The sequence below is a fragment of the Marinomonas sp. 63XJN7_9_ISO-PGPR-S23-217 genome (assembly GCF_056173515.1).
Genome location: NZ_CM149678.1, coordinates 3,318,433 through 3,340,057 on the forward strand (window position 1 = coordinate 3,318,433; position 21,625 = coordinate 3,340,057).

Consider the following 21,625-nt stretch of genomic DNA (forward strand, 5'->3'; position numbering starts at 1 on the left):
GCACTAAGGCTCGCTCAATCGTCTGAGCCCGTAGCGACATCTCGCCCCCGTTCAACCATCGCCTTAGCGGTCGCCATGTCCATCGCCGTCACGCCCTTTTGCAGTAAGTCCAAATCGATATCCGACAACAGCTTGAACTGCTCGACTTCCAGTGGGCCTTGGATCTCCCCAAGGGAGGCCACTTGGCGACGCAGTGTGTTGACGCCCATTAAGGCATTGGACAGCAATAAAGTGGGCTCAAACTTGCCTTCTCCATTGGGGGCCATAATCACTCGCTCGGATTCCTCCATGGCGGCGATGATGTCCCCCGCCGATAACGGCCGCAAAGTGGCCTTAAGATGCTGTTTTTCTCCGACCATAAGGCCTTTTTCTAACGTGACTTGATGCATGATGATTTCCTCTAATCGATGGTCTCACGGGGCGCTTATGCCTAAGCGCCCACCCTTGCTATGTGTTGCTCTGCGCCCATGGCGACGAATCGGGCTTACTTCACCAAATCCGCACTGATGCCTTGCATTTTGCAGCTGTATTCGCCCCCGGATAACACCGGTGGCTCGGTCATCCAAGCGCCGTTGATGACCCACACTTTGTTGTTGTCGTCTTGTACGGTGACATTCACGTCCACCAAATTACGCAACAGGTTTTGATCAATATCGCTGGTATTAACGATTTTGAATTCACACGATGGGGCCACTGGCTCCTCGGTAAAGCCTGCCACACCGGTGTCGGCCATCACGGCATCACGCTTGCTGCCGCCTGGATTAAACGTTGCGCCAGACAGCGAGTTCACGCGTCCAATCGTTGGAATATCGAAATACAGTTTCTTTGCGACCTTAGCCATGTCTTTGCTCCTACTTGTTAAGCATTGTTTCAAGCGCTCTGTTAAACGCTCGGATTAAAAACGGTGAGCCCTTCCTTTGTAGAAAAGGCTCCTCTGAGTTAAATGATGAATTGTTGTTTGCCTGCACTCACACGCAATTGGTTCACCAGGTTCGGTGTATCGCGCCAGTTCAGACGGTTCGCATCGTCTGCATCGCGTTCCACAATGAGTTTTTCCGTGTAGGTATCAAAATCCTCAACCCAGCCCTTTTGCTCCATAGAGCGGTACAAAGACAACAGCTGACCACGAATAATCTGTGGCGTAACAATCGCCTGACCAGCGCCGTATTGCGTACCATCGCTCGCCAATTTATGACGTGGATAGTGTTGCGAAATCATCAAACGCTGTTCGTAACGAATGCGCTCCAAGGTTTCTGGCGTACAGATGTCCAAATAGCTGGCGTCGCTAAGGCCGCTGGCGTTGTTTTGATACATGGTGATTTGACGCTCAATGCGACAGGTGCCATCGCTGCCCACGGTGAAGGTGGAAATACCATCGAACAACAACAAGTTGCGCTCGCTTTGGCTCCAACGCTGATGACGGCTTGGCGCCAACATGCCTTTCAACACCAAGGTTTGCAGAGGACGCGCTGGATCAATCGCCAAGGCTTTCGCCGCTACCGCCGCGTTAATCGCCGATACCAAATAAGTCGGCGTTGGGCTAGTGCCCGTTGCCATGCAGCTTACGTGTGGGCTATTGCGTTTTGAACCAAACGTACCGGTTTCGCCATGAGTGCCGGCAAAAGCAATAAAGGCACGACAACCAATCTGACGCATAGGGCCAAAGCGATCGCCCAATTCCGTCTCAAGAGACACTAGGTTGGCGGTATCCGTGAACGGACAGACCATCCAGTTAAACCACTCATCGCCCATGGCATCGAGAGCCACTGATACATCTGGGTTACCCGCACCGCCAGATAAATTCGCAAACGAAAGCGTCAAACCAGACGGCATGGCTTCGTCGTAGAAGCTGGCACGCAGATCCAAGCCATTAAAGACTTCGCCTTTATGACGCGCCGTGACAGTCACTACCGCATCCGCAGCACTTGCTGTAACAGGCAGGTCCAATGCAGCGTTGATTTGTGCCGCAATGGACGAAGCAACGGTTGCCACAGAATCACCGACACTTACTCCCACACTTAAGCGTGTGCCACCCACATACAGGGCCACTGTGCCCGCACTAACCGGAGCGGTTGCGACGGTAATCGAGCCTGCGGCCGCTGTGCCACTGGTGTTGTCGTCTAGGGCAATCGCCCACATTTCGGTATCGGTATTGGCATTCAAAAACGCCGCACATTGACCCGCCAACATCGAGCCTTGACCAAATAAGGCCGTCGCTTGAGTCGGATCGGTTACACGCACCGGAATACCCGCCGCTTGTGTGCCTGTATTCAAACGCTGACCGGCAATGGCCACTTTGAACATAGTGGACGACGCGCCTGCCAGCTCGTTATTGAACTCAATGTACGTCCCTGGATTGCGTAGCGTCGCGGGAATATTGTCAAAAGAAATAGCCATAATTATTTGTCTCCTAAAGATTGAATGGCGATAAGGTCGCCGTCGCTAATACGACGACGGTAATAGCTCGTTAGCACCACATCGATACCGTCCTTCGGTATGATCTGGCCGTTCTCTTTGCGTACCTGACGCCCTTTGGCAGGGCGAACAGTCACGGCGGCTTTTGCTTGCATACTTGCTCCTTTGCTAAAATGTCTCTGGTAGGTCGGAATTCATCCCGACAGTCACTTGTTGGACTAAAGTCCAACCTACAAACCCCTAAACAGCCCAACCTCCCTGGGTAGGTCGGAATTTATTCCGACGGTCACTTGTTGGACTAAAGTCCCACCTACAAAACCCTAAGCAGCCCAACCTCCCTGGGTAGGTCGGAATTTATTCCGACAGTCGCTTGTTGGACGAAAGTCCCACTTACAAGACCTTGGTATCAGCGGCGATTAAGACCTGCTTGCCATCGAGCGTTGTCTCATCGGCGTGGTAGCGTAAAAAATCGTCCAGATCGTCAAGTGCCACCTGATCCGGCCATGGCATCAGCAAACTAAACTCAAGCTCATGGCATTGATAACCGGTCTGATCCTCCGCCAAGTGCGCCAGATTCTTCACCGACTTAAACATCAGCCCATCCGCTTGCTCCAGCTCCAAGCCATGCAAAGCCTGCAGCAAACGCACTATCAAGGCATACGCGGACGACTGCTCATCGCCTGCGGGATACTGAGTGATCAAATACAGCGTCCAGCGGCTTTTTAGCTTGTTCACATCGGACAACTTGCCCTTAGTGAAACTGGTGTACACCGCAGGCGCACTCAGCAACATGCTGTTCACCACATCCTTGCTCCAATGACCCGGATGGCTCGCCACCTCTTTCACATGACTGCCCAAGGCCGTGGTAATCGCGGCTTTAAGCGCACTGTCTACTTGAGCAAACATCAAATAAAACCCTCATATTGAAAACTCATCTCACCCACTGGGTGAGCGCCGAAAAGCGTCTGCGTTTCGATAAGGCAAGATTAAAGGCAAGCCAACTTTCACGAACCAAGACAGAGTTCAGCGTGAGAAGAAAAAACAAAACAAGAGAAGAGAGGGCAAAAGAAGGTCAGCACAAAAGCGCCGTCGCCCTATTAGAAAGGGGAATGCATTCGAATCACAAAACATGGATCATTAATTTAATTCAACAAATAGTGAATCGATAGAATTTTACTCATATAAAGATCAAGACTAGAGTAGTGGCATACATTGTTTTGCTGACTTTGACGCAATCGAAAGATCATCCAAAGCAGGGAAGCCCCTTGAGAGACATCACAGAAATGGGATAACGAACATTATGAGCCAGAATTTTGCCTTTTCCATTAAGACCCTTCGTTTCGACGAGAACTATCGGCCTTCGAATAACACCCGCATCACCACCAACTTCGCCAATTTAGCCAGGGGTGAGAGACGTTATGACAACCTGCGTGACACCTTGCGCATGATCAATCAACGCTTTAATGCCCTAGCCCATTGGGACAATCCCAATGGCGATCGTTACTCCGTTGAGTTGGATATTGTCTCCGTGGATATGGATATTGAAGGCAACGGACGCCCCTTCCCGACCATTGAAATGTTGCAAACCACGGTGTTAGATCGTCAAACCAATCAACGCATTGAAGGCATGATCGGTAATAACTTTTCGTCTTATATCCGTGATTACGATTTCAGTGTTTTATTGCTTGACCACAACAAGGATCAATCACGCTTTACGATTCCCGAAAACTTTGGCACCTTGCACGGCAATATATTTAAGCACTTTGTTCAGTCCACCACTTTTCAGCGTCATTTCAGCAAACTGCCCGTTATTTGCTTAAGTGTCGCGGAGAGCAAGGTCTATCAGCGCTCGAACAACCAGCACCCAGTATTAGGCGTGGAATACCAACCCAACGAATCCTCACTGACCGAGCATTACTTTCAAAAAATGGGGCTACAAGTTCGCTATTTCATGCCGCAAAACAGCAAAGCGCCATTGGCTTTCTATTTCTTTGGCGACTTGCTAAACGATTACAGCAATCTAGAACTGATCAGCACCATCAGCACCATGGAGACGTTCCAAAAAATCTATCGGCCCGAGATTTATCATGCCAATACCCCAGCTGGCGAGCGCTTCAAACCCAGCTTACAACATCAAGATCATTCATTGACGCCCATTCAATACGATCGAGAAGAGCGCAGCCAACTGGCCATCAAGCAAGGAAAGTTTACTGAGGAGCACTTTATTAAGCCTTACCAAAACCTCCTTGAACAATGGTCTGCGAATGTTGCGCACTAATTCACCTCAACGATAAGACATTTATTATGAAAACATTATTACCCACCTCCACCGCTGGTAGCCTGCCCAAACCATCATGGCTTGCTGAACCGGAAACACTCTGGTCACCCTGGAAATTACAGGGTGACGACCTCATTGCTGGCAAGCGCGATGCCTTACGAGTGTCTCTTCATGAGCAGAGCCATGCTGGCATTGATATCGTCAGTGATGGCGAGCAAACACGACAACATTTTGTCACCACCTTTATCGAACACCTTAACGGTGTGGATTTTGAAAACCGTAAAACCGTCACCATCCGCGACCGCTATGAGGCGAGCGTCCCTGTTGTGGTCGGCGCGGTGTCTCGTCAGAAGCCCGTCTTTGTCGAAGACGCCAAATTTCTACGCCAGCAGACCAAGCAGCCAATAAAGTGGGCCCTTCCTGGCCCCATGACAATGGTCGATACTCTCTATGATGACCATTACAAAAGCCGAGAAAAACTGGCTTGGGAATTCGCCAAAATCCTCAACGAAGAAGCCAAAGAGCTGGAAGCGGCAGGGGTGGATATTATCCAGTTTGATGAACCGGCCTTTAACGTCTTTTTTGATGAGGTGAACGACTGGGGCGTTGCCTGTCTTGAGCGCGCTATTGAAGGTCTACAATGTGAAACCGCCGTCCATATTTGTTATGGCTACGGCATCAAAGCCAACACCGACTGGAAGAAAACTTTAGGATCACAGTGGCGCCAGTACGAAGAAATCTTCCCTAAACTGCAAGCCTCTAACATCGACATTATCTCCCTAGAATGCCATCACTCACGGGTACCTATGGAATTAATGGCGCTCGTTCGCGGTAAGAAAATCATGGTGGGAGCCATCGATGTTGCCACCGACATCATCGAAACCCCAGAAGAAGTCGCAGATACCTTACGCAAAGCACTGCAATATGTGGACGCAGACAAACTGTACCCATGCACCAACTGTGGCATGGCGCCGTTATCCCGGGACGTTGCCAGAGGCAAACTCGAAGCCTTAAGCGCTGGCGCCGCCATCGTTCGCCAAGAACTTAGCCAATAAATCGACCTTACCTAATACCACTTCCCTATTTCTCCCCTTAGCCAATCAGGTTGCCCACTCGGCATCCTGATTTCTTCTCTCTAATAAAACCATGCTCCAGCCCCCACAAGATAACCGCCACACAGACCCCGTTAGCCCCCCGTTAGAAACGGATTTCGCGAAAAACACAGGGCAATATAGTGGGTCGAGGCTTGAAAGGCGTGAGAGTGGCGAGAGAAACCTAATAAAATATTCAGAATTCGGTTAAAAATCATGTTAAAAACATAGTTTAAAAGGAAAAGACAAAATGATAACCACTCCGACTTTAGAAGAACTAACCGTCGAGGCTCTAAGGTTTCGCAGCTTGTTAGATCTCTGCGATAAAAATAATACTCACCTTGTTACCGATGACTTCCCGATAAACAACTGTAAGCTATCATCGATGCTATTTGTCTACCATGTCTTGACGATTTGGCCTGACCTGGCAGTATCAGGTGTTAATGGAATGGCTAAAAATCAAAAAGGTGAGGAGGAGATATCTCACTACTGGTTAGAAATTGGAGAGATTGCAATCGATCTTACTGCCGATCAATACAACCTCATAGACAATCATTTTCTTAATAAAGAAATCATCAGTAAAAGACCATACAGCTCTGTTTATATAGATAATATACATGCTGCCTTTCAGTATGAGTTATTTCGTATTGCATACAGAGATCACTTCATTGCTAACTTCCCTGATCTTGGAGAAGATTTTATTGATGACATGAGGGTAGCTTACTCACAAATCATGATAAAAAAAGAAGGAAAAGTTATCTGATTTTTTTTCAAAATGATATAAAGTACCCTAGAAATGAACAACTCACTGTATTTTTAATGCCAATATACTGAAAAGGACTTCTTTAAAATGAAAAAAATCATTTATTTTTTAGCTGTTGCACTTCCAACAGCAATTGTTACTTGGTTTAGTGTTTTTGAAATGGTACATGTCAGTTCAAGAGTAAAAGACTTTGTCGTTCAGTCTATTGGAGGTGGTGTAGGAACGTATCGGGCGCTACTCATTCTTGTTGGACTATTTCTATTCTTTGTACTTATATATATTGGTAAACTTGCTTGTTTTGGGGAAGTATCACGCAGAAAAGTTCGTATTTACTATTTTTCAACAATTATTGGCCTCATGGCTTTCTTTGCTATTGGCAGTGAATTTAGCGCACCAAAATTTACTTTCGCTCCGTTTCTAAGTGAATCATCACAATATAATTATGGTGATGTTGTCGAACAATCAGGCATTGAGTTTAAGATAAAATCTTGTTCCAAATCTGGCACTAAAACGACATGTAAACTTGATGTTTTTAATTTAGGAAAAGACCAGAATTTCAGTAATGGTTACAAATCATTTCTTATTGATGATCAGAATAACCAAGCTAAAGTCGTAGATTTTACTATGGGACAGCAATCCTACGGATCTTTATATTCAGGTGACATTCCAGTACCTGTTAATAGTAAGGCTTCTATGACTGTTGCATTTGAAACACAAAAAGAAACTTCTGCAACGCTGATCAGAGCCATGTACCTAAAGATCAGATTTGATAGAAAACAACGTAATATTACCTTTAGAAACATAGATCTTAAATAATCAGTTGCTATTCTAGGTGACTCAAAGCATCTAATTTGAATCACCTTATTTCATCTATCACTCCTTCTTATTCAACAAATAATCGTGTATCCGGTCTGTTGTCACCGTCAGACGGTTTAAGGTGCTTTTCAGCCCTTCCATTTCGGCGGTGAGTTTGGCAATGTCTTCGTGAGTGGCGGCTTTGTTTTCGAGCTGGGTAATGCGTTTGTCCAAAGTTTGTTGACTCATGGTCATCTCACGAATGGCGTTGCTGTTTTTAGCACGACCTTTGTCAATAAACATCCAGCCCGATAACATTAGCATAATCCCCCACTGTCCCACATCAAACCAAAATTTCCATTGCCCCCAATCGGTTGTCATTGGCGTTTCTCCTCATCTTGCTGGCAATCGATACAGCGTGTGGTATGCGGCAGCGCTGCCCGCCGTGGGGCGGGAATCACCTCATCACAGTCCACACAATGGGTTGTGAAGGTCGCCTCCCCTTGTTGTCTGTGTTGTTGAATCGAGGCCGCACGAAAGGCTTCTTCTAAGTCCGCCGCCCAATCTAATAAATCCATAATCTTGTCCTATCTCATCCTTACTTAAGCAAGCTGGTTACTGGCTTAGAGCCCGTCGCTGCTTGCGTAAGCGGGGTCTGCGTACCACGTTTTTCTATGGTTCGGCCGATCGACCAAGTCGCACAAATGCCTCCCCATGCCAACCAAAAATCCCCAGGCAAATCCGCCAACGGCGAGGCATCCACTGTGACACCCGTGGCCGTCGCTATGCGGGCAAGCAAAGGAAAAACCACATAATTGATCGCGATAAAAATCAGCCCAGCGTAAACCACCGTGGGGCGAGCCCGTTTGGTGTAGCTGTCCCCTTGGTTTAACTCCGCCACTAAGACGCGCTCTTTGGCTTCCAAGTTTTTGCGCAAACTCTGCTCAATCTCACTGTCTCGTTGCTGGATCAGGGTTTGCATTTGCAACTTGAAGGCGTTTTTATCGTCCGGCGATTCAATAAAGCGATCCGCCACCTCGCCAATGGACGACACCAAGGATCCCGCTCCCGACGTAAACAAATCGCTAAACCACCCCATGGAAGTCACCTTCTAAAATATGTTGATCCAACGGCCGAAACTTGCGACTAATCCAAGCTGGAACATTAAAACCTGGGCAGGTTTTCGGGCTAAATTGGTTATGGCCGTACACCGCCAGCGAAGTGGCTAACTTGTCATCCAAACTTTGAATAAGCTTGAGCAACTGTTGCCATTGCACCAAAGCAAATTTATCCATACCAATCAGGCAAATACCGATACTTTTGGCATTTTTCCCATAGGTGTGCGCCCCCACCTCTTCCAGCGGTCGGCCACGTTGAATCGTGCCGTCTAACTCAATCACATAGTGATAGCCAATGTGCTTTAACGGGCTATAACCCGGACAAATACTCATGTCTCGTTCGAAATGGCGCGCTTCATGCCATTGATCAATCTGTTCAGCCGTAAACACATGGCCATTAGGGGTTTCTGCATGATGAATAATCACACTATCGATCACACTTAACTGTCGACGGGCTCCCATCGTTTTCTCCTCTTCAAAATACACAACGCACACGGCCAACTGCCGCGAGCTTTGCCTCACGTTACAAGACACAAGAGAAGGAACCTGACTGGATGGATTCAGTAATAGAGGGGGGATTTGTGTGCTGCTTGTTTCGTTGGATTAGCTTAATGGCTTTATATGGATGAGTTCTGTTCCGCTCTGCTGTATCAGACTTTCAGCGCCTTACTGTCGTGCAATGTCGTTGCATCGAAATCACCTTGTTGGAGCGAAGAGGTAATTGAGTTCATATCATTGAAATTCACCTTTTTTAAGGGGAAATAACAAAATCGCAGACATAAAAAAGGCCCGATTAGGGCCATGTAAGAGACAATGAATTAGGCAAAGCCTTGAAATAAATCCGGTGTGGGATCATCTGGCGGGGTGGTTTTCAGAATTTTCCAAATACGACGATCCGTGAGTTTATGCTCCATGGCTAATTGATTCACCGCACTGGTGGCGGTTTCTTTGGCACGAATACGCGCTTCAAATTCACTGATAATCACATTATCCCGAGCGCGACGCAGAGCCGCTGAACAACGGGGCACGTACAAGGGGGCGCCACCGTAATATTGGGCGAGTTTTTGTGTTACCTCATCGCCCATTTTCTCGGCTAACAGCGCTAACGTGGCGCGACCAATGGCGTTTACGCCAGATGGCATCGGCAACGTCGTCCCGCCAAAGGTATTAATAAGACGCGCCGTATCGGCCCATCCAATTACATGAATAAGCTGCTGCGCTGAGTCGGGCAATAAAGATTGCCAAGGTTCTAAAGTCATCATGCTAAGAAAACTAGCATGCTGATGCGTTAGTAAAAAATTCTAACGGTCAATGATTTTTAGCGGATCACTAGCAATAAAAAACCACCTCGATGGGTAGTTTTGTTTACAGCCAGTCACTCGTTGCATAACCCGATTGACTGATTCTAGAACTCTTCTTTGTAGTTGTAGTCAGGAATCAATGTGAACTGAATGCCCGTCAGGTTATGGTCGTTAAACGCCTTAACAAACTCATGATTACAATAAATAAAAGCGCCACCCAACTTACTTTTAAAGAGGACTTTCTTATCCACATCCTCTTTTTTAAACATAATGTTTTTGTAGCCTGTTGGTACATTGTTAAAATATTCCCTTTCACTAAACACAAGGTCTTCTTCGCCAAATACCAAAGGGTTAAAGAGATAGTGTTGATCACCTTCTACTTCTATTTTTAGAAACTCCCCATATGAAGACAGCTGCCCTTGCATGGCATCAAACGCTCTGCCATTAAAAAAGATCAAGCTTCCGAGGATATTGATATCGACACTGTGCTTTTTATAACGACCAGAATATTTAAACGCCATCTGCTCAGGCCAATACTCCGAAAGTGTGTCGTTCTTTTGTCTCAGCTCAACGAGATACACGATGGGATCTATGTCATCAGGCATCTTTGATGCCAGCACTTCTGCCAACTTAAGCGTGTCCATATCAATGGCATCAGAAGTATTCTCAGTATTGTGAACAGCGTAAATCATGATATTGCCACGGGACTCCTTTCGCTTATTGTACTTTGTCTATCAAAACTCACTTCTATCGATATAATCCTCTATTGGCGTGAAAGTCAGCCCCTTAAGCTGATGGCCTTTAAACGCCTCGACAAACAACTCATTGCAGTATAAACGCGCTGGAGCCAGTTTGCTTTTATAGAAGACCTTGCCCTCAACATCGTCCTTGTTAAACGCGATACATTCATAATCAGTATGAACGTTATTAAAATAACCTTTTATACTAAGTGTAGGGTCTTCTTTACCAAATATCTGCGGATTAAAAAGGTACTTTCTATACCCTTCTACATCAATTTTTAAGAACTCTCCATACTCAGCCAACAATGGCTGCAAGGAATCGTGAGCTTTATCACTAAACACGATTAAGCCTTCTAAAATACTCACATCATTGTTCTGCTTCTTCGCTTTGGGGTTATACTCAAATTCCATGGGATCAGGCCAATACTCAGACAATGAGTCATTGTTATGATGCATATCCATTAAGTAATCGAGGGGATCTATATCCTTCGCCATGTTCGGCTTTAATTTGTCAGCCACTTCGAAAAAATCGTATTCAATAACATTATATGAGTTTGTAATGTTGTGAACTGCGTACATCATGATAAACCAACCATCCTAGCGTGAAGTAACAAAATCCCACAGCAAGCAATATCAAAACTCACTTTTATAGATATAACCTTCTATTGGCGTGAATTTCAGACCTTTAAGTTCATGAGTTTTAAAAGCCTCAACAAAGAACTCATTGCAGTACAATCGGGCGCCACCCAGTTTGCTTTTGTAAATGACCTTGCTGTCTACATCGTCCTTGTTAAAAGCAATGCAGTCGTAGCCAGTATGAACATTATTGAAATAGCGCTTTTTACTGAGCGAGAGGTCTTCTTCACCAAATATCTGCGGATTAAAAAGGTACTTTCTATCCCCTTCCACATCAATTTTTAAGAACTCACCATATTCTGACAGCAGTGGCTGCAAGGCATCATGAGCTTTATCACTAAATACGATTAAGCCTTCTAAAATACTTACGTCGTTGTTCTGCTTCTTTCCCTTAGGAGTGTACTTAAACTCCATGGGATCAGGCCAATACTCAGATAGAGTGTGATTATCCTCATGCATATCCAATAAATACTTTACAGGCTTGATATCGCTTCCCATTCTCCCCTTTAGTCTCTCTGCAACTTCTAAAAAATCATACTCAATAACATCATATGAGTTTGTAATGTTGTGAACTGCGTACATCATGATAAACCATCCCAAGATTCGTCTTTTTTCATCATTACTTGCTGCGGCATCATACCATTTTTAATTCTGAGTTTCGTTTCTTGTAATAGGTTAATAAATCTTACTTTACTTAGATTTCTTCCAAGCGTTGCAGATATCCATGCTTCATAGTTATAGCGATGTATTCGACGATGAGAAGTAGCGGCTGAGGTAGCCCAATCAAACTCTTGCTTCCCCTTTTCAACACCATATAGCCATACGCCATTCATCGGATCATTAATCCCCAAACCATGCTCATGCAAACGAAGCCTTGCTCTTGCCGTAGCCGGTTTTTGAAAGCGTCCTTTACCTGGAATAATATGATGCGCCTCATGCTTTATGGAGGGTTTAGGCTCTCCTGAAGCAGCCAAAAAGCTGGCTAGCTTTTTAGTGGGATGGTGTTCCTCTCCCAATAATCCTAACCCATCAGTTTCTCTGCCTATGACGTCACTATTTTCTCGATATTTCTCTAAAGCTTCCTGTATAACAGTAATATACTCCAATCTTTTCCGCTCTTGCTCTAGGTGCTTATAGTCTTGGTTAAGCCGTTCAGTTATATCCGACTCTTTGGCGTCGCCCAGTTGCGCTTTTTTATCATAAAAGGCTTTGGCTTTGAGTTCGTAGTTGTAGATCGCCATTTCGAGTGGCGTTGGGTCAGACGGGCGTTCTGGTTGCGGGTAGTACTTTAGTGGCTGCATAACAATATCCTTATCACTGTCACTATTCGTTAGTAGGCGGACATTTTTTATTCAATCGATGCGCTGGTCAACCATCCTTACACTCTCATTACAAGTTTCCTATTTAATGAATAACCACAAAAAAACCACCTCGATGGGTGGTTTTTTTGTTCCTTTTCCTGTGCCAAGTATCATGATTGGCTAGCTCATAATGCGGCGAGGTCCAGCGGTACGGGGCGATACTGATCTGTGTTGTCGATGCGTTCGTAGATGCGCACGTAGACGGCGGTGCCGATGGATTTGAGGGCGTCGCGCAAGGCGTCCATGGCATTGATCCATTCGTCGTCTTCGATCTTAAGTCGCATTAGATCGAGGATTCTGCCCGTTTTAATTTCACCTTTGGTGTTGGTACGGAAGGCTTGGCTGACCACAGCACGAATGTTGTCGTTTGCGCCTTCACTCCAGCGCGATAGACAAGAGTCGATCAGCGCCTTGGCGGCTTCAATCTCTTCGGTAAAGGCTAATACTTCGCGAAAAGCGCGTTGGATTTTGTAGCGCCCATCATAAGTGGTTAAGCTGACGTTGCCTTTTTTGCCTCCAAGTTTTACACCATAGCGTTCTCCAGCGATCTGGATTAAATCATCGATGTCTTGCAAGGCAAGCCGCTTAAACGCCTGCAAGGCATTATGCAGTTCAAGGGCTTTCGGCACGAGATTTTGCACGACCTGATCGCGCAATAGATCTTGCTCACGAATGGCGCTTTCTGGCACCAAGTGGCCGCTGGCATTCTGGCGATAGCCCATTGGAATGATGGACGATTGGCTCTCTTGCTGCATATTAGTCATTAGATTATTGCTCATCTTGTTGGCTCCGACGATTCGGGTTTTTTGGGCAGTTTGCGCAAGCACGAAACTGGGCAATGGTTTGGTTGTTGGTGTTCATAAAAGGACGAATCCGTGTGCGATGGCATTTCGCTGAGGTGATATCGCCCAAGGTGGGGCAATCCACTCGCCCAAGGGCCTCGACCACTTTTTGCTCAATTTTATTGGTGGTTTTGCTCGGGTACCGGTTCGACAATAAGGTCGATACCGCCGAACGACTCACGCCAATTTGACGCGCCACGTAAGCGCGGCTGCTCAACGCTACGGCATCGGCCAACAAGCAAATAAAGTGTGGTGGCTCCTCGCCCCATGCGGACACATCCACCGAGCGCATCGAGTTATTGACGGATGATGTGTTCATCGCGTTTTGGGTATTCGATCTATGCTGTGTCATAACAACCTCCGTTTTGGCGCATGGCTGGTATACAGTGGGCGATTGGCCCAGTTCGCTTGGTCGGCAATGGTCCAACCACAAGACAATGCCACTTCGTGGATGCGTTCGAGATTGACCACGATGCGACGAATACTGCCCGCTGCGTGGGCAACCAGGGTGTTTAATAAATCGTCGGCCACCTCGATGCTGGGCGCATAATGAGTCGCCAATTGACGCGCATCGTCTAAGTCCACTAAACGAGCGGGCACCCAATCGAGGACGCGACCATGAAAACGCTCGTACTTTTTCAGTTTGTCTGGCAGACGCTCTTCGCCAATGAGCAGGATCACCGCTTGGCTGGATTCGTATAAATCCCGTACCAGCTCCACGGCGTTTTTGTCGATCAAGTGGTCCATCTCATCGATGATCAAAGGACGATTCGACAACGCCAGTTCTTGCGCGGCGATCTCCAGCATTTCTGGCAAGGTTTTCACCGTGCTGATGCCCATTTCCCGCAAGATGGCTTGTAGGAAAAACTTCTTCGTCCAGACACTTTTTGCCTGCACGTAATAAGCACGACGACGATTCGCCACAAAGCTCGCCGCGACGGATTTGCCTGTGCCGCTGGGCCCATAAAGGCAAACCATGCCAGGCAGTGATTGAGTACGCGATTGAGCGCGTTCGATGGCCATGTCGCACAGGGCGAGGTTGGCGGTTTGAGCGATTCCTATCATGATGGATACTCCTGTTTTTTATTGACGTCTTCTTGCTCACTAGACGAGTCGTCTAATGAACGAAAGTACTGATACTCTTTGGTTAATGGATACGTGCTCAGCCAGCGTTGGTGCTGCTGTGCTTGTTCTGGATCTTGCTGGCAGGCTTGATACAAGGCGTAGCGACCCGCTGGCGATAACGGCTCATAAGGGTTGGCTGGTTGGCGTGCGTTGTCTGCTTGCTGAGTAACGGGATCGGCAAGCGGATCGCCCTGCTGTGTAGTGATTCGTTGCGCACTGGTGAGAGAAAACGCCCCTTGCCAGGCATCCAAACGATTCTGCTCTTCTAGATAAAACGCGGAAGGCGATGCGTCTAGAATGCCGTTGCCGGTGCGCTCTGCTTCAATTTCGTCGACCTTTTTCATCGCCCGATTCAAACGGCCTTGGGCGCGTTTTTCTCGCGCTTGGTTGAGCATGGAATCCGGGAAGTATTTACTCTCGTTGGCGTTCCAATCGGCATGGGCGATCAACTCGCCGGCTTCTATGTCGAACACCCACACACGATTTGCGTCATGAATGTCATAGGCCACATGCACATTAAGGCCGTGAAACTCTTCAAGTTCAGGAGAAAAATAGCGATTGTTGAACAAACGTACTTCGCCACGCACCACGGTACGTTCTTCACGGGGACGGAACACATGGGCGATCTCGTCGTTGCTAAGCTCCAACGGCTCCCAGCCAATAGCAACCTTGTCCATCCAGACTTCCAATGGGGTTTGGTGGCGCTTAGTGCCTTGGTCGTCTATCTTCGGCAAACTGCTATGGGGGCGTTTGTTGTACCAGTCCACCCGCTCGTCGACCCATTTCATAAAGGCCTCCCAACTCATGGTGCTGATCGGGCCGTTCCCCTGTGCGCCTTTGCGTGAGGCGGTAAAATTGGCCAGTCTTGCTTGGCGATCCATGTCTTGGCCAACATAATTTGGCAGAGTCTTCGCGCCAGCCACCCATAAAGTTTGATGCACACGCTCGATGACCCCTCGCGCTTTCGAGTTGTACGGCAAGGAGTGAGTCATTTCAGACCCCAAGCGTGCAAGAATGCCTTTTGCTTCGTCCTTTAACATGTGGTTCACATAGCCCGAGCCGTTGTCCACATAAATAAGCGCTGGCACGCCGCACTTGCAGGCATCCATCAAGGCATCCAACACGGCAATGCCGGATTCTGCCAAGGTCACAGACACACCCACCACTCGGCGAGTAGCAATGTCGATAAAGGTCGTAATCTCTGGACGAAACGGACGACCATGGAGCGGATGGGAGACTTCTCCATCAAAGGTATGCCCATCGGCGCTGTAAATATCGCAGGGCAAAAGATGGTCGAAACGACGTCGAGCAAAGGGACGAATGTTCACCAAATCGTGGCTGCCCATACGGCCTTTTTCTCGTTCGACTTTGCCCAACTTATTCAAGGCACGACGCACCGCGTAAATGCTTGGACACGGTTCTTCGCCCTGCCAGTTGTCACGAAACTGCTCGTAAGCGCCGTTCACACTGGGTTTTTCTGGCACGTTATAGAATGTTCGAAACGCGGCAAACCAACTGGGCAAAGGAGCTTTTTCACGTTTTTTAGGGATCAAATCGCCCTGCTTTTTCACTTCGGCAAACCAACGCATAATGCTGCGTTTACTCGGATAAGAGCGCCCTGCTGGTTGTGAATCGCACGAATGAACGTAACGAGTATGCCCTCGGGCATCCACCGATTCGGCTAAGGCTTTTTCCAACACCGGATTGCTTTGCCCTAAGGTGCCCAACTGCGCTTGTGTCAAAATCGTCGCGATGGCGCTTTCTTGGCTAATGCCTTCATCAACCATGCCTTGGATAGCACGCAACACCATAGCGCGACTATTGGCCGTATCTCGCTGACGGATACTGGTGTTGTTCTTACTGCTTGGTGCGATTAACGCCCTATTGTTTTGCCCTGCGGTGGGTCGCAGGGTCATTTTTTTCAATACCGCTAGGCGATGCTGCTCTTGCAACGCCTCACGAGCGGCTTTTGATAAATTCGAAATGTGGAATTCATAGCGCAAACCGCCACTGGAAGCGGTGGTTTGGCATTCCCAATTATTCAGTTTTGCGTAACGCAGCACGCCACTTTTGCTTTCAGGTAGCCCTGGCAAACGCTGCTCACTGATATCTTTTGCGGTTAACCATTGTTTCATGTGTGTCTCCGACCCTAAATTTTGGGCGCAACTTTCCTAGGACGATGCCTTGGAATCGCCTATCTATTTGATTTTTATGGGGTTGGCTTGTTACAAAACGCTATAGAGCGTATGTCTTAACGGATTCAATATGGTGCTTGCTGTGCATAACGGCATCCTTTGCTATAGTTAATCGTCCTAGTGACGATTTATTGACGCGGTTTTCGTTGCTTTGTTATTTATCTATTGGTTTACTAAAGTTAATTGGTTTTTACTTCTTTAAGTGCGTTAAACTGATGGATGTTTTAAAATCAATATCCGACTTTTGGTATCGGGATGGCCATATCTCACTGGGATGTGATTCCAAAAAGGCAGCGATAATACGCTCCACTTTTGGATAGGACATGTTAAAGACATTGTAGAGCGCCGCTGGGCTTTCATAGCCATGCTGGCGACCTAACTCGGCGAGTGTGGTTCCTTTTTTGCGAATCGCCGCCATAATGTCTTGGCGATGCCAGTCAGAGAGTGTTGTTGAGTGAGTACATTGCTTGCTCATTTTTTTGGCTTCCTTCTATGCAGTTTTATAGAACAACCCTATTGAGTTGCTCTGTTCATGATTTGCCTTTAATAAGATAGCACAATCATACGACCAATCAACACATTTGTGCGGTCACACGAGACAATAATTCGCCTTTTTGTGCGTTTATGAAAATAAGTTTATATAAATCAGAGACTTAAGAGCGATCTAAATGAAAGAAAAAATACCAAATAATGGGTCACACTTGGACGAATTAGGGTATGACTCGTTTCAGGATCGTATAAACATGCTGTCAGAGAAAGTGGGTGGCACCAGTGCGCTCGCACGTTTGTCAGGCGTGTCTGAATCTGTGGTTCGTAAATGGAAGCAAGGCGACTCAGAGCCCACCCTAACGCGTTTGCTGGCCCTCGCCGAAGCCGGCGGTGTGTCTGTCAACTGGCTCGTTACAGGAAAAACGGACAATGCTTCACAGACAGAAGCGCAACCGAAAGACGACATCACCAAAGAATTCGCCATGATCCCAGGCTACAAAATCCAAGTATCCGCAGGACCTGGCACCGCCCCCATGGAAGAAGAACCTACGCGTTTTCTCGCTTTTCGCCACAAATGGCTGAAATATCGTGGCCTCAACGAGAAAGATCTCGTCCTTGTCTTCACCCGTGGTGACAGCATGGAGCCGACCATCAGTGATAACAACACCTTGATGATCGACACCAGCCAGCGCGACATGATCGACGGCAGCATCTACGTGATACGCACCGACAACCACCTCGTCGTCAAACGTGTGCAAAAACTTATCAATAAAGGCTTACTCTTGCTTAGCGACAATAAAGACTACAAAGAGCAAATAATCGAACCCAACGAAGCCAACGACCTAGAAGTCATCGGCCGCGTTGTCTGGATCGGTAAAGACATCTAACACCGGCTAACGCCAGTGACAAAAGACACGCAACAAACACAAAAAAAGCGCATCACCTAAGTGACGCGCTTTTTTCTATTCAACTGACCTAAAAATATGTCAACGCCTAGTAAAACAGGCTTTAAACACAACTCAGCCAAATAACACCACCTCCACCCTATTTCCCGACCATGACAAATAAAGCAGGAAGTGACAGACACTTTAAAAGTTGTCCAAAAATGCCATTTTTTTGGCACTGATTGCCATGCGACAAATCAAGGCAAATGCGTTTAATGGGGAATCATAATAAAAGATTATAAAGAGGAACATGTAATGAAAGAGTTTGACTACATTATTGCAGGAGCAGGTTCAGCAGGCTGTGTGGTCGCAGCGCGTCTTATCGAAGCCAACGCCGGATCTGTCCTTCTACTAGAAGCTGGCGAAAAAGACAGCAGTTTATTTCATAAAATTCCTGCCACTGTTGTTAAGGTTTTCCAACAAAAATCTTGGCCCTATATGACGCTTCCACAACCTGAGTGCGACAACCGCGAAATGTTAATCGCACAAGGCAAAGTGTTAGGAGGTGGCAGTTCAGTGAATGGTATGATCTATATTCGCGGGCAAAAACAAGATTACGATGATTGGAAGACTATCTGGGGATGCGAAAGTTGGGGCTATGAGAATGTACTACCCTTTTTCAAACGTGCCGAAGCTAATGAAAGCCTTGGCGACATGTATCATGGTGAAACGGGTGCCGTTCCTGTCAGTGAAAATAGATACCGTCACCCTTTAACACAAGCCTGTATTCGTGCCTGCCAACAAATGGGCTTGCCTTATACCAATGATTTTAATGGCGCCTCACAAGAAGGTACAGGGTTTTACCAAACCACCACAAAAAATGGTGAGCGTGCCAGTACATCGCAAACTTATCTCAAATCCGTTATCAATAATCCAAACCTAACCGTTCTGACAGATGCTCTTGTTCATAAAGTGAATATTGAAGGCGATGTCGCCACAGGTGTCGTCTATTCAATAAAAGATGGTGAAGCGATAACGGCAAAAGCTCGCAAAGAAGTCATCATCAGCTCAGGTGCATTTGGCAGCCCGAAAATTCTTATGCTGTCTGGTATTGGCCCTGCCGAGCATCTTAGTGCGATGGGTATTGACCCTAAGATAGACCTTCCCGTCGGCAAGAATTTTCACGATCACCAACATATGTCGATCAATGCCACCACCAAAGAAGACATCAGTATTTTTAATGAGGATAAAGGCTTATCCGCCATAAAACATATGATGCAGTGGATGACGACTCGCTCTGGCTTATTAACCAGCAACGTTCTGGAAGGCGGAGCCTTTATCGACAGCGAAAATGTTGGTCGCCCTGACATTCAATTTCACCTCCTTCCTCTGCTTGATAATTTTGACAACACCCCAGGCGAAAAGCCTGAGGCAGAAGGTCATGGCGTTTCGATCAAAGTGGGCCATCTACGCTCTAAATCCCGTGGAGAAGTACGCTTAAAATCGAATAACCCAAGCGACTTAGTCGAAATTGATGCTCAAATTTTGTCACACCCTGATGATGTAAAAAACCAAATTCGCGCGGTTCAAATGGGCCTAAAAGCCATGGAGCAACCCGCATTAAAAAACATCATCAAGAAAGTGGTCGAACCAAATAACATTGCCATTGATGATACAGACGCGTTGGAAACCTTTGTGCGTCAAAACATCAAAACCGTCTACCACCCCGGCGGCACATGCAAAATGGGAGTCTCTCGTAGTGACTCTGTCATTGACTTAGAACTCAAAGTTCACGGCACCAAAAACCTTCGAGTGGTGGATCTCTCTATTTGCCCACAAGTACCTAGTGGTAACACCAACGCCGTTGCCATGATGATTGGCGAGCGCGGCGCGCACTTCACACTAAATTCTTCAAATTAAGGAGCAATAACATTATGTCAGACATTCCATTATTAGATGCTACCCAAGGCTTTTTGAAACAAGAACATGGTCAGTTCATTAATGGCCAATCAAGCTACACTAAAAATGCTCAAACGCCTGCCAGTGGTACATTCGATATTATCAACCCTGCGACAGAAGCCATTATTTCTAAAATTCACTGCGCCACAGCTCAAGAGGTTGACACGGCAATAGAGTCCTCCTACCAAGCATTTAAAGGTACTTGGGGGAAAACATCCCCTTATACGCGTGGCGTTATCCTCAATAAACTAGCGGATTTAATTGAACAGAACGGGGAAGAAATTGCCCAATTAGAAACCTTGTGTAGCGGCAAATCCATCCACCTATCACGCATGTTTGAAGTGCAACAGAGCGCTATGTTCTTGCGTTACTTCGCCGGCTGGAGCACTAAAATAAATGGCGAAACCATGACGCCGTCTTTTCCTTCTATGCAAGGTGAAGAATACAGTGCCTTCACTCGCAGAGAAGCCATTGGCGTCGTCGCCGGTATTTTACCTTGGAATTTCTCGGTCATGATTGCCTGCTGGAAAATCGGCGCGGCACTTTGTACTGGTTGTACCATTGTTCTTAAACCAAGCGAGTTCACACCGCTGACTATTCTGCGTATTGCTGAACTAGCAAAAGAAGCTGGCGTACCAGACGGTGTTCTAAACATAGTAAATGGCAAAGGCGATGTTGGTGGTCAGCTTATCCAACACCCTAAAGTTCGCAAAGTCTCTTTTACCGGCTCTGTTGCGACAGGCAAGAAAATTAGCGCAACAGCTTCCGCCGATTGACTCGCTGTACCTTAGAGCTAGGTGGTAAAAATACTGCTGCGGTTTTAAAAGATGCGGATATTGATCGTGTTGTCGGCGGGCTTTTTCAGTTGGGTTACATACATCAAGGCCAAGTATGTGCCGCACCAGAACGTGTTTATGTTCACTCCTCTCGCATTGATGAATTAACGACTAAACTCGCGCAAAAATTAAGCGAGGCCAAAATTGGTTCTCCGCTTGATGAAAGTGTTTATTTCGGTCCTCTCTCCAACGAACCGCAATTCAACAAGGTTTGCGAATACTTAGAAATTGCCCACAAAGAAAGCCGAGTCTTACATGGCGGCAAAGCGATTAAGGGCGAAGGCTTTTTTGTTGAGCCCACGATAGTGCAAGCATCCAGTGTTGATGAAACATTAATGCAGGAAGAGACATTTGGACCAATCATTAGCTTTATGCCTTATGAAGACGAGGAAGAGTTAATTGATCTAATCAATAATACGCCATTTGGCTTAAGCAGCAGTATCTGGACCAATAACTTATCTCAAGCCATGCGAATGATCCCGAAAATTGAGTCTGGTACAGTTTGGGTCAATATGCACTCTATCCTTGACCCTTCTGTGCCATTTGGGGGCACTAAACAATCCGGTGTCGGCCGAGAGTTTGGCCGTGAATTCATCAATGACTACACCGAAGTCAAATCCGTGATCATGTGCTACTAAAAACAGGGAGAAAACTGCAAAAGATTAGACCTTGACATCATGTGAATTTAGTTGGAACAATACTTGCTAAAATAGTTTATATTTCAACTAAATTCGCATGACTCTTAAGGTACTTATACATCAATAAGTCGATCTCTAGAGAGCCACGCATGATGGGAG

25 protein-coding genes and 1 pseudogene are annotated in these 21,625 nt (G+C 46.7%); 7 read left to right on the plus strand and 19 right to left on the minus strand.

Annotated elements, in window-relative coordinates; genetic code table 11:
• Nucleotides 1-14: 14 nt before the first annotated feature.
• The 5 genes from AC0VYI_RS15515 to AC0VYI_RS15535 form a co-directional block, all read right to left on the minus strand.
• Complete coding sequence (locus AC0VYI_RS15515) at nt 15-389, minus strand: phage tail assembly protein (protein WP_083200884.1); 375 nt, start codon at nt 387-389, stop codon at nt 15-17.
• 95 nt (nt 390-484) lie between these two features.
• Nucleotides 485-841, minus strand: coding sequence for a phage tail tube protein (locus tag AC0VYI_RS15520; RefSeq protein WP_067015274.1), 357 nt, complete (start codon nt 839-841; stop codon nt 485-487).
• 98 nt (nt 842-939) lie between these two features.
• Entirely contained in the window at nt 940-2,397 is a 1,458-nt protein-coding gene (locus AC0VYI_RS15525) for a phage tail sheath subtilisin-like domain-containing protein (protein WP_475443960.1), read from the minus strand.
• Between the two features lie 2 nt (nt 2,398-2,399).
• Nucleotides 2,400-2,570: a DUF2635 domain-containing protein gene (locus tag AC0VYI_RS15530; RefSeq protein ID WP_083200885.1), complete on the minus strand. Its 171-nt coding sequence runs from the start codon at nt 2,568-2,570 to the stop codon at nt 2,400-2,402.
• A gap of 235 nt (nt 2,571-2,805) precedes the next feature.
• The gene (locus AC0VYI_RS15535) at nt 2,806-3,321 is read right to left on the minus strand and encodes a phage protein Gp37 (RefSeq protein ID WP_199474584.1); all 516 of its coding nucleotides are present in this window, start codon (nt 3,319-3,321) and stop codon (nt 2,806-2,808) included.
• A 394-nt stretch (nt 3,322-3,715) separates the two neighbouring features.
• On the opposite strand from AC0VYI_RS15535, the gene AC0VYI_RS15540 reads away from it, so the two are divergent.
• The 4 genes from AC0VYI_RS15540 to AC0VYI_RS15555 all read left to right on the plus strand — a co-directional run bounded on the left by AC0VYI_RS15540 (nt 3,716) and on the right by AC0VYI_RS15555 (nt 7,363).
• Nucleotides 3,716-4,693, plus strand: a complete 978-nt coding sequence (locus AC0VYI_RS15540) for a DUF1852 domain-containing protein (RefSeq protein ID WP_475443962.1) — start codon at nt 3,716-3,718, stop codon at nt 4,691-4,693.
• Nucleotides 4,694-4,719: 26 nt separating this feature from the next.
• On the plus strand, nt 4,720-5,748 hold the full coding sequence (locus tag AC0VYI_RS15545; protein ID WP_475443964.1) for a methionine synthase: 1,029 nt from the start codon (nt 4,720-4,722) through the stop codon (nt 5,746-5,748).
• Nucleotides 5,749-6,034: 286 nt separating this feature from the next.
• On the plus strand, nt 6,035-6,547 hold the full coding sequence (locus AC0VYI_RS15550) for a hypothetical protein (RefSeq protein WP_475443965.1): 513 nt from the start codon (nt 6,035-6,037) through the stop codon (nt 6,545-6,547).
• A gap of 87 nt (nt 6,548-6,634) precedes the next feature.
• Nucleotides 6,635-7,363, plus strand: coding sequence for a hypothetical protein (locus AC0VYI_RS15555; protein ID WP_475443967.1), 729 nt, complete (start codon nt 6,635-6,637; stop codon nt 7,361-7,363).
• A gap of 57 nt (nt 7,364-7,420) precedes the next feature.
• On the opposite strand, the gene AC0VYI_RS15560 is transcribed toward AC0VYI_RS15555, so the two are convergent.
• The 14 genes from AC0VYI_RS15560 to AC0VYI_RS15625 form a co-directional block, all read right to left on the minus strand.
• Nucleotides 7,421-7,723: a hypothetical protein gene (locus tag AC0VYI_RS15560; protein ID WP_475443969.1), complete on the minus strand. Its 303-nt coding sequence runs from the start codon at nt 7,721-7,723 to the stop codon at nt 7,421-7,423.
• Nucleotides 7,720-7,920 carry a TraR/DksA C4-type zinc finger protein gene (locus tag AC0VYI_RS15565; RefSeq protein ID WP_067015293.1) on the minus strand — a complete coding sequence of 67 codons (201 nt, stop codon included), beginning with the start codon at nt 7,918-7,920 and terminating at the stop codon, nt 7,720-7,722. The genes AC0VYI_RS15560 and AC0VYI_RS15565 overlap by 4 nt, the downstream gene beginning before the upstream one ends.
• A 20-nt stretch (nt 7,921-7,940) precedes the next feature.
• The gene (locus AC0VYI_RS15570; RefSeq protein ID WP_083208285.1) at nt 7,941-8,441 is read right to left on the minus strand and encodes a holin family protein; all 501 of its coding nucleotides are present in this window, start codon (nt 8,439-8,441) and stop codon (nt 7,941-7,943) included.
• On the minus strand, nt 8,428-8,922 hold the full coding sequence (locus tag AC0VYI_RS15575; protein ID WP_475428646.1) for an N-acetylmuramoyl-L-alanine amidase: 495 nt from the start codon (nt 8,920-8,922) through the stop codon (nt 8,428-8,430). Before AC0VYI_RS15575 ends, AC0VYI_RS15570 begins: the two co-directional genes overlap by 14 nt.
• A 356-nt stretch (nt 8,923-9,278) precedes the next feature.
• A complete protein-coding gene (locus tag AC0VYI_RS15580) occupies nt 9,279-9,722 on the minus strand; it encodes a Mor transcription activator family protein (RefSeq protein WP_083200887.1) in 444 nt (147 codons plus the stop codon).
• Between the two features lie 143 nt (nt 9,723-9,865).
• Nucleotides 9,866-10,453: a hypothetical protein gene (locus AC0VYI_RS15585; RefSeq protein WP_475443971.1), complete on the minus strand. Its 588-nt coding sequence runs from the start codon at nt 10,451-10,453 to the stop codon at nt 9,866-9,868.
• A 42-nt stretch (nt 10,454-10,495) separates the two neighbouring features.
• Nucleotides 10,496-11,083, minus strand: coding sequence for a hypothetical protein (locus AC0VYI_RS15590; protein ID WP_475443973.1), 588 nt, complete (start codon nt 11,081-11,083; stop codon nt 10,496-10,498).
• Nucleotides 11,084-11,134: 51 nt separating this feature from the next.
• Nucleotides 11,135-11,722, minus strand: a complete 588-nt coding sequence (locus tag AC0VYI_RS15595; protein WP_475443975.1) for a hypothetical protein — start codon at nt 11,720-11,722, stop codon at nt 11,135-11,137.
• Nucleotides 11,719-12,438, minus strand: a complete 720-nt coding sequence (locus AC0VYI_RS15600) for an AHH domain-containing protein (protein WP_475443976.1) — start codon at nt 12,436-12,438, stop codon at nt 11,719-11,721. The genes AC0VYI_RS15595 and AC0VYI_RS15600 overlap by 4 nt, the downstream gene beginning before the upstream one ends.
• 185 nt (nt 12,439-12,623) lie before the next feature.
• Nucleotides 12,624-13,277, minus strand: coding sequence for a DUF3164 family protein (locus AC0VYI_RS15605; protein WP_475443977.1), 654 nt, complete (start codon nt 13,275-13,277; stop codon nt 12,624-12,626).
• A complete protein-coding gene (locus tag AC0VYI_RS15610) occupies nt 13,267-13,692 on the minus strand; it encodes a hypothetical protein (RefSeq protein ID WP_475443979.1) in 426 nt (141 codons plus the stop codon). The genes AC0VYI_RS15605 and AC0VYI_RS15610 overlap by 11 nt, the downstream gene beginning before the upstream one ends.
• Complete coding sequence (locus tag AC0VYI_RS15615) at nt 13,689-14,405, minus strand: AAA family ATPase (protein WP_475443980.1); 717 nt, start codon at nt 14,403-14,405, stop codon at nt 13,689-13,691. Before AC0VYI_RS15615 ends, AC0VYI_RS15610 begins: the two co-directional genes overlap by 4 nt.
• Nucleotides 14,402-16,600, minus strand: coding sequence for a transposase (locus tag AC0VYI_RS15620; protein ID WP_475443982.1), 2,199 nt, complete (start codon nt 16,598-16,600; stop codon nt 14,402-14,404). Before AC0VYI_RS15620 ends, AC0VYI_RS15615 begins: the two co-directional genes overlap by 4 nt.
• 250 nt (nt 16,601-16,850) lie before the next feature.
• The gene (locus AC0VYI_RS15625; RefSeq protein ID WP_067015323.1) at nt 16,851-17,135 is read right to left on the minus strand and encodes a helix-turn-helix domain-containing protein; all 285 of its coding nucleotides are present in this window, start codon (nt 17,133-17,135) and stop codon (nt 16,851-16,853) included.
• A gap of 193 nt (nt 17,136-17,328) precedes the next feature.
• Here AC0VYI_RS15625 and AC0VYI_RS15630 point away from each other — a divergent pair, with 193 nt between their 5' ends.
• From AC0VYI_RS15630 to AC0VYI_RS15640, 3 genes and pseudogenes are all read left to right on the plus strand, one after another.
• Nucleotides 17,329-18,036: an XRE family transcriptional regulator gene (locus AC0VYI_RS15630; RefSeq protein WP_475443984.1), complete on the plus strand. Its 708-nt coding sequence runs from the start codon at nt 17,329-17,331 to the stop codon at nt 18,034-18,036.
• A 312-nt stretch (nt 18,037-18,348) separates the two neighbouring features.
• The gene (locus AC0VYI_RS15635; RefSeq protein WP_475443986.1) at nt 18,349-19,953 is read left to right on the plus strand and encodes a GMC family oxidoreductase; all 1,605 of its coding nucleotides are present in this window, start codon (nt 18,349-18,351) and stop codon (nt 19,951-19,953) included.
• Nucleotides 19,954-19,967: 14 nt separating this feature from the next.
• Nucleotides 19,968-21,466 (plus strand): annotated as a pseudogene (locus AC0VYI_RS15640) (NAD-dependent phenylacetaldehyde dehydrogenase).
• The last annotated feature ends 159 nt before the right edge of the window (nt 21,467-21,625 follow it).

What these genes read in the sequence shown, in the direction of transcription:
- AC0VYI_RS15515 (WP_083200884.1), bottom strand. Translation starts at nt 389, where the DNA reads ATGCATCAAGTCACGTTAGAAAAAGGCCTTATGGTCGGAGAAAAACAG.
- AC0VYI_RS15520 (WP_067015274.1), bottom strand. Translation starts at nt 841, where the DNA reads ATGGCTAAGGTCGCAAAGAAACTGTATTTCGATATTCCAACGATTGGA.
- AC0VYI_RS15525 (WP_475443960.1), bottom strand. Translation starts at nt 2,397, where the DNA reads ATGGCTATTTCTTTTGACAATATTCCCGCGACGCTACGCAATCCAGGG.
- AC0VYI_RS15530 (WP_083200885.1), bottom strand. Translation starts at nt 2,570, where the DNA reads ATGCAAGCAAAAGCCGCCGTGACTGTTCGCCCTGCCAAAGGGCGTCAG.
- AC0VYI_RS15535 (WP_199474584.1), bottom strand. Translation starts at nt 3,321, where the DNA reads ATGTTTGCTCAAGTAGACAGTGCGCTTAAAGCCGCGATTACCACGGCC.
- AC0VYI_RS15540 (WP_475443962.1), top strand. Translation starts at nt 3,716, where the DNA reads ATGAGCCAGAATTTTGCCTTTTCCATTAAGACCCTTCGTTTCGACGAG.
- AC0VYI_RS15545 (WP_475443964.1), top strand. Translation starts at nt 4,720, where the DNA reads ATGAAAACATTATTACCCACCTCCACCGCTGGTAGCCTGCCCAAACCA.
- AC0VYI_RS15550 (WP_475443965.1), top strand. Translation starts at nt 6,035, where the DNA reads ATGATAACCACTCCGACTTTAGAAGAACTAACCGTCGAGGCTCTAAGG.
- AC0VYI_RS15555 (WP_475443967.1), top strand. Translation starts at nt 6,635, where the DNA reads ATGAAAAAAATCATTTATTTTTTAGCTGTTGCACTTCCAACAGCAATT.
- AC0VYI_RS15560 (WP_475443969.1), bottom strand. Translation starts at nt 7,723, where the DNA reads ATGACAACCGATTGGGGGCAATGGAAATTTTGGTTTGATGTGGGACAG.
- AC0VYI_RS15565 (WP_067015293.1), bottom strand. Translation starts at nt 7,920, where the DNA reads ATGGATTTATTAGATTGGGCGGCGGACTTAGAAGAAGCCTTTCGTGCG.
- AC0VYI_RS15570 (WP_083208285.1), bottom strand. Translation starts at nt 8,441, where the DNA reads ATGGGGTGGTTTAGCGATTTGTTTACGTCGGGAGCGGGATCCTTGGTG.
- AC0VYI_RS15575 (WP_475428646.1), bottom strand. Translation starts at nt 8,922, where the DNA reads ATGGGAGCCCGTCGACAGTTAAGTGTGATCGATAGTGTGATTATTCAT.
- AC0VYI_RS15580 (WP_083200887.1), bottom strand. Translation starts at nt 9,722, where the DNA reads ATGATGACTTTAGAACCTTGGCAATCTTTATTGCCCGACTCAGCGCAG.
- AC0VYI_RS15585 (WP_475443971.1), bottom strand. Translation starts at nt 10,453, where the DNA reads ATGATTTACGCTGTTCACAATACTGAGAATACTTCTGATGCCATTGAT.
- AC0VYI_RS15590 (WP_475443973.1), bottom strand. Translation starts at nt 11,083, where the DNA reads ATGATGTACGCAGTTCACAACATTACAAACTCATATAATGTTATTGAA.
- AC0VYI_RS15595 (WP_475443975.1), bottom strand. Translation starts at nt 11,722, where the DNA reads ATGATGTACGCAGTTCACAACATTACAAACTCATATGATGTTATTGAG.
- AC0VYI_RS15600 (WP_475443976.1), bottom strand. Translation starts at nt 12,438, where the DNA reads ATGCAGCCACTAAAGTACTACCCGCAACCAGAACGCCCGTCTGACCCA.
- AC0VYI_RS15605 (WP_475443977.1), bottom strand. Translation starts at nt 13,277, where the DNA reads ATGAGCAATAATCTAATGACTAATATGCAGCAAGAGAGCCAATCGTCC.
- AC0VYI_RS15610 (WP_475443979.1), bottom strand. Translation starts at nt 13,692, where the DNA reads ATGACACAGCATAGATCGAATACCCAAAACGCGATGAACACATCATCC.
- AC0VYI_RS15615 (WP_475443980.1), bottom strand. Translation starts at nt 14,405, where the DNA reads ATGATAGGAATCGCTCAAACCGCCAACCTCGCCCTGTGCGACATGGCC.
- AC0VYI_RS15620 (WP_475443982.1), bottom strand. Translation starts at nt 16,600, where the DNA reads ATGAAACAATGGTTAACCGCAAAAGATATCAGTGAGCAGCGTTTGCCA.
- AC0VYI_RS15625 (WP_067015323.1), bottom strand. Translation starts at nt 17,135, where the DNA reads ATGAGCAAGCAATGTACTCACTCAACAACACTCTCTGACTGGCATCGC.
- AC0VYI_RS15630 (WP_475443984.1), top strand. Translation starts at nt 17,329, where the DNA reads ATGAAAGAAAAAATACCAAATAATGGGTCACACTTGGACGAATTAGGG.
- AC0VYI_RS15635 (WP_475443986.1), top strand. Translation starts at nt 18,349, where the DNA reads ATGAAAGAGTTTGACTACATTATTGCAGGAGCAGGTTCAGCAGGCTGT.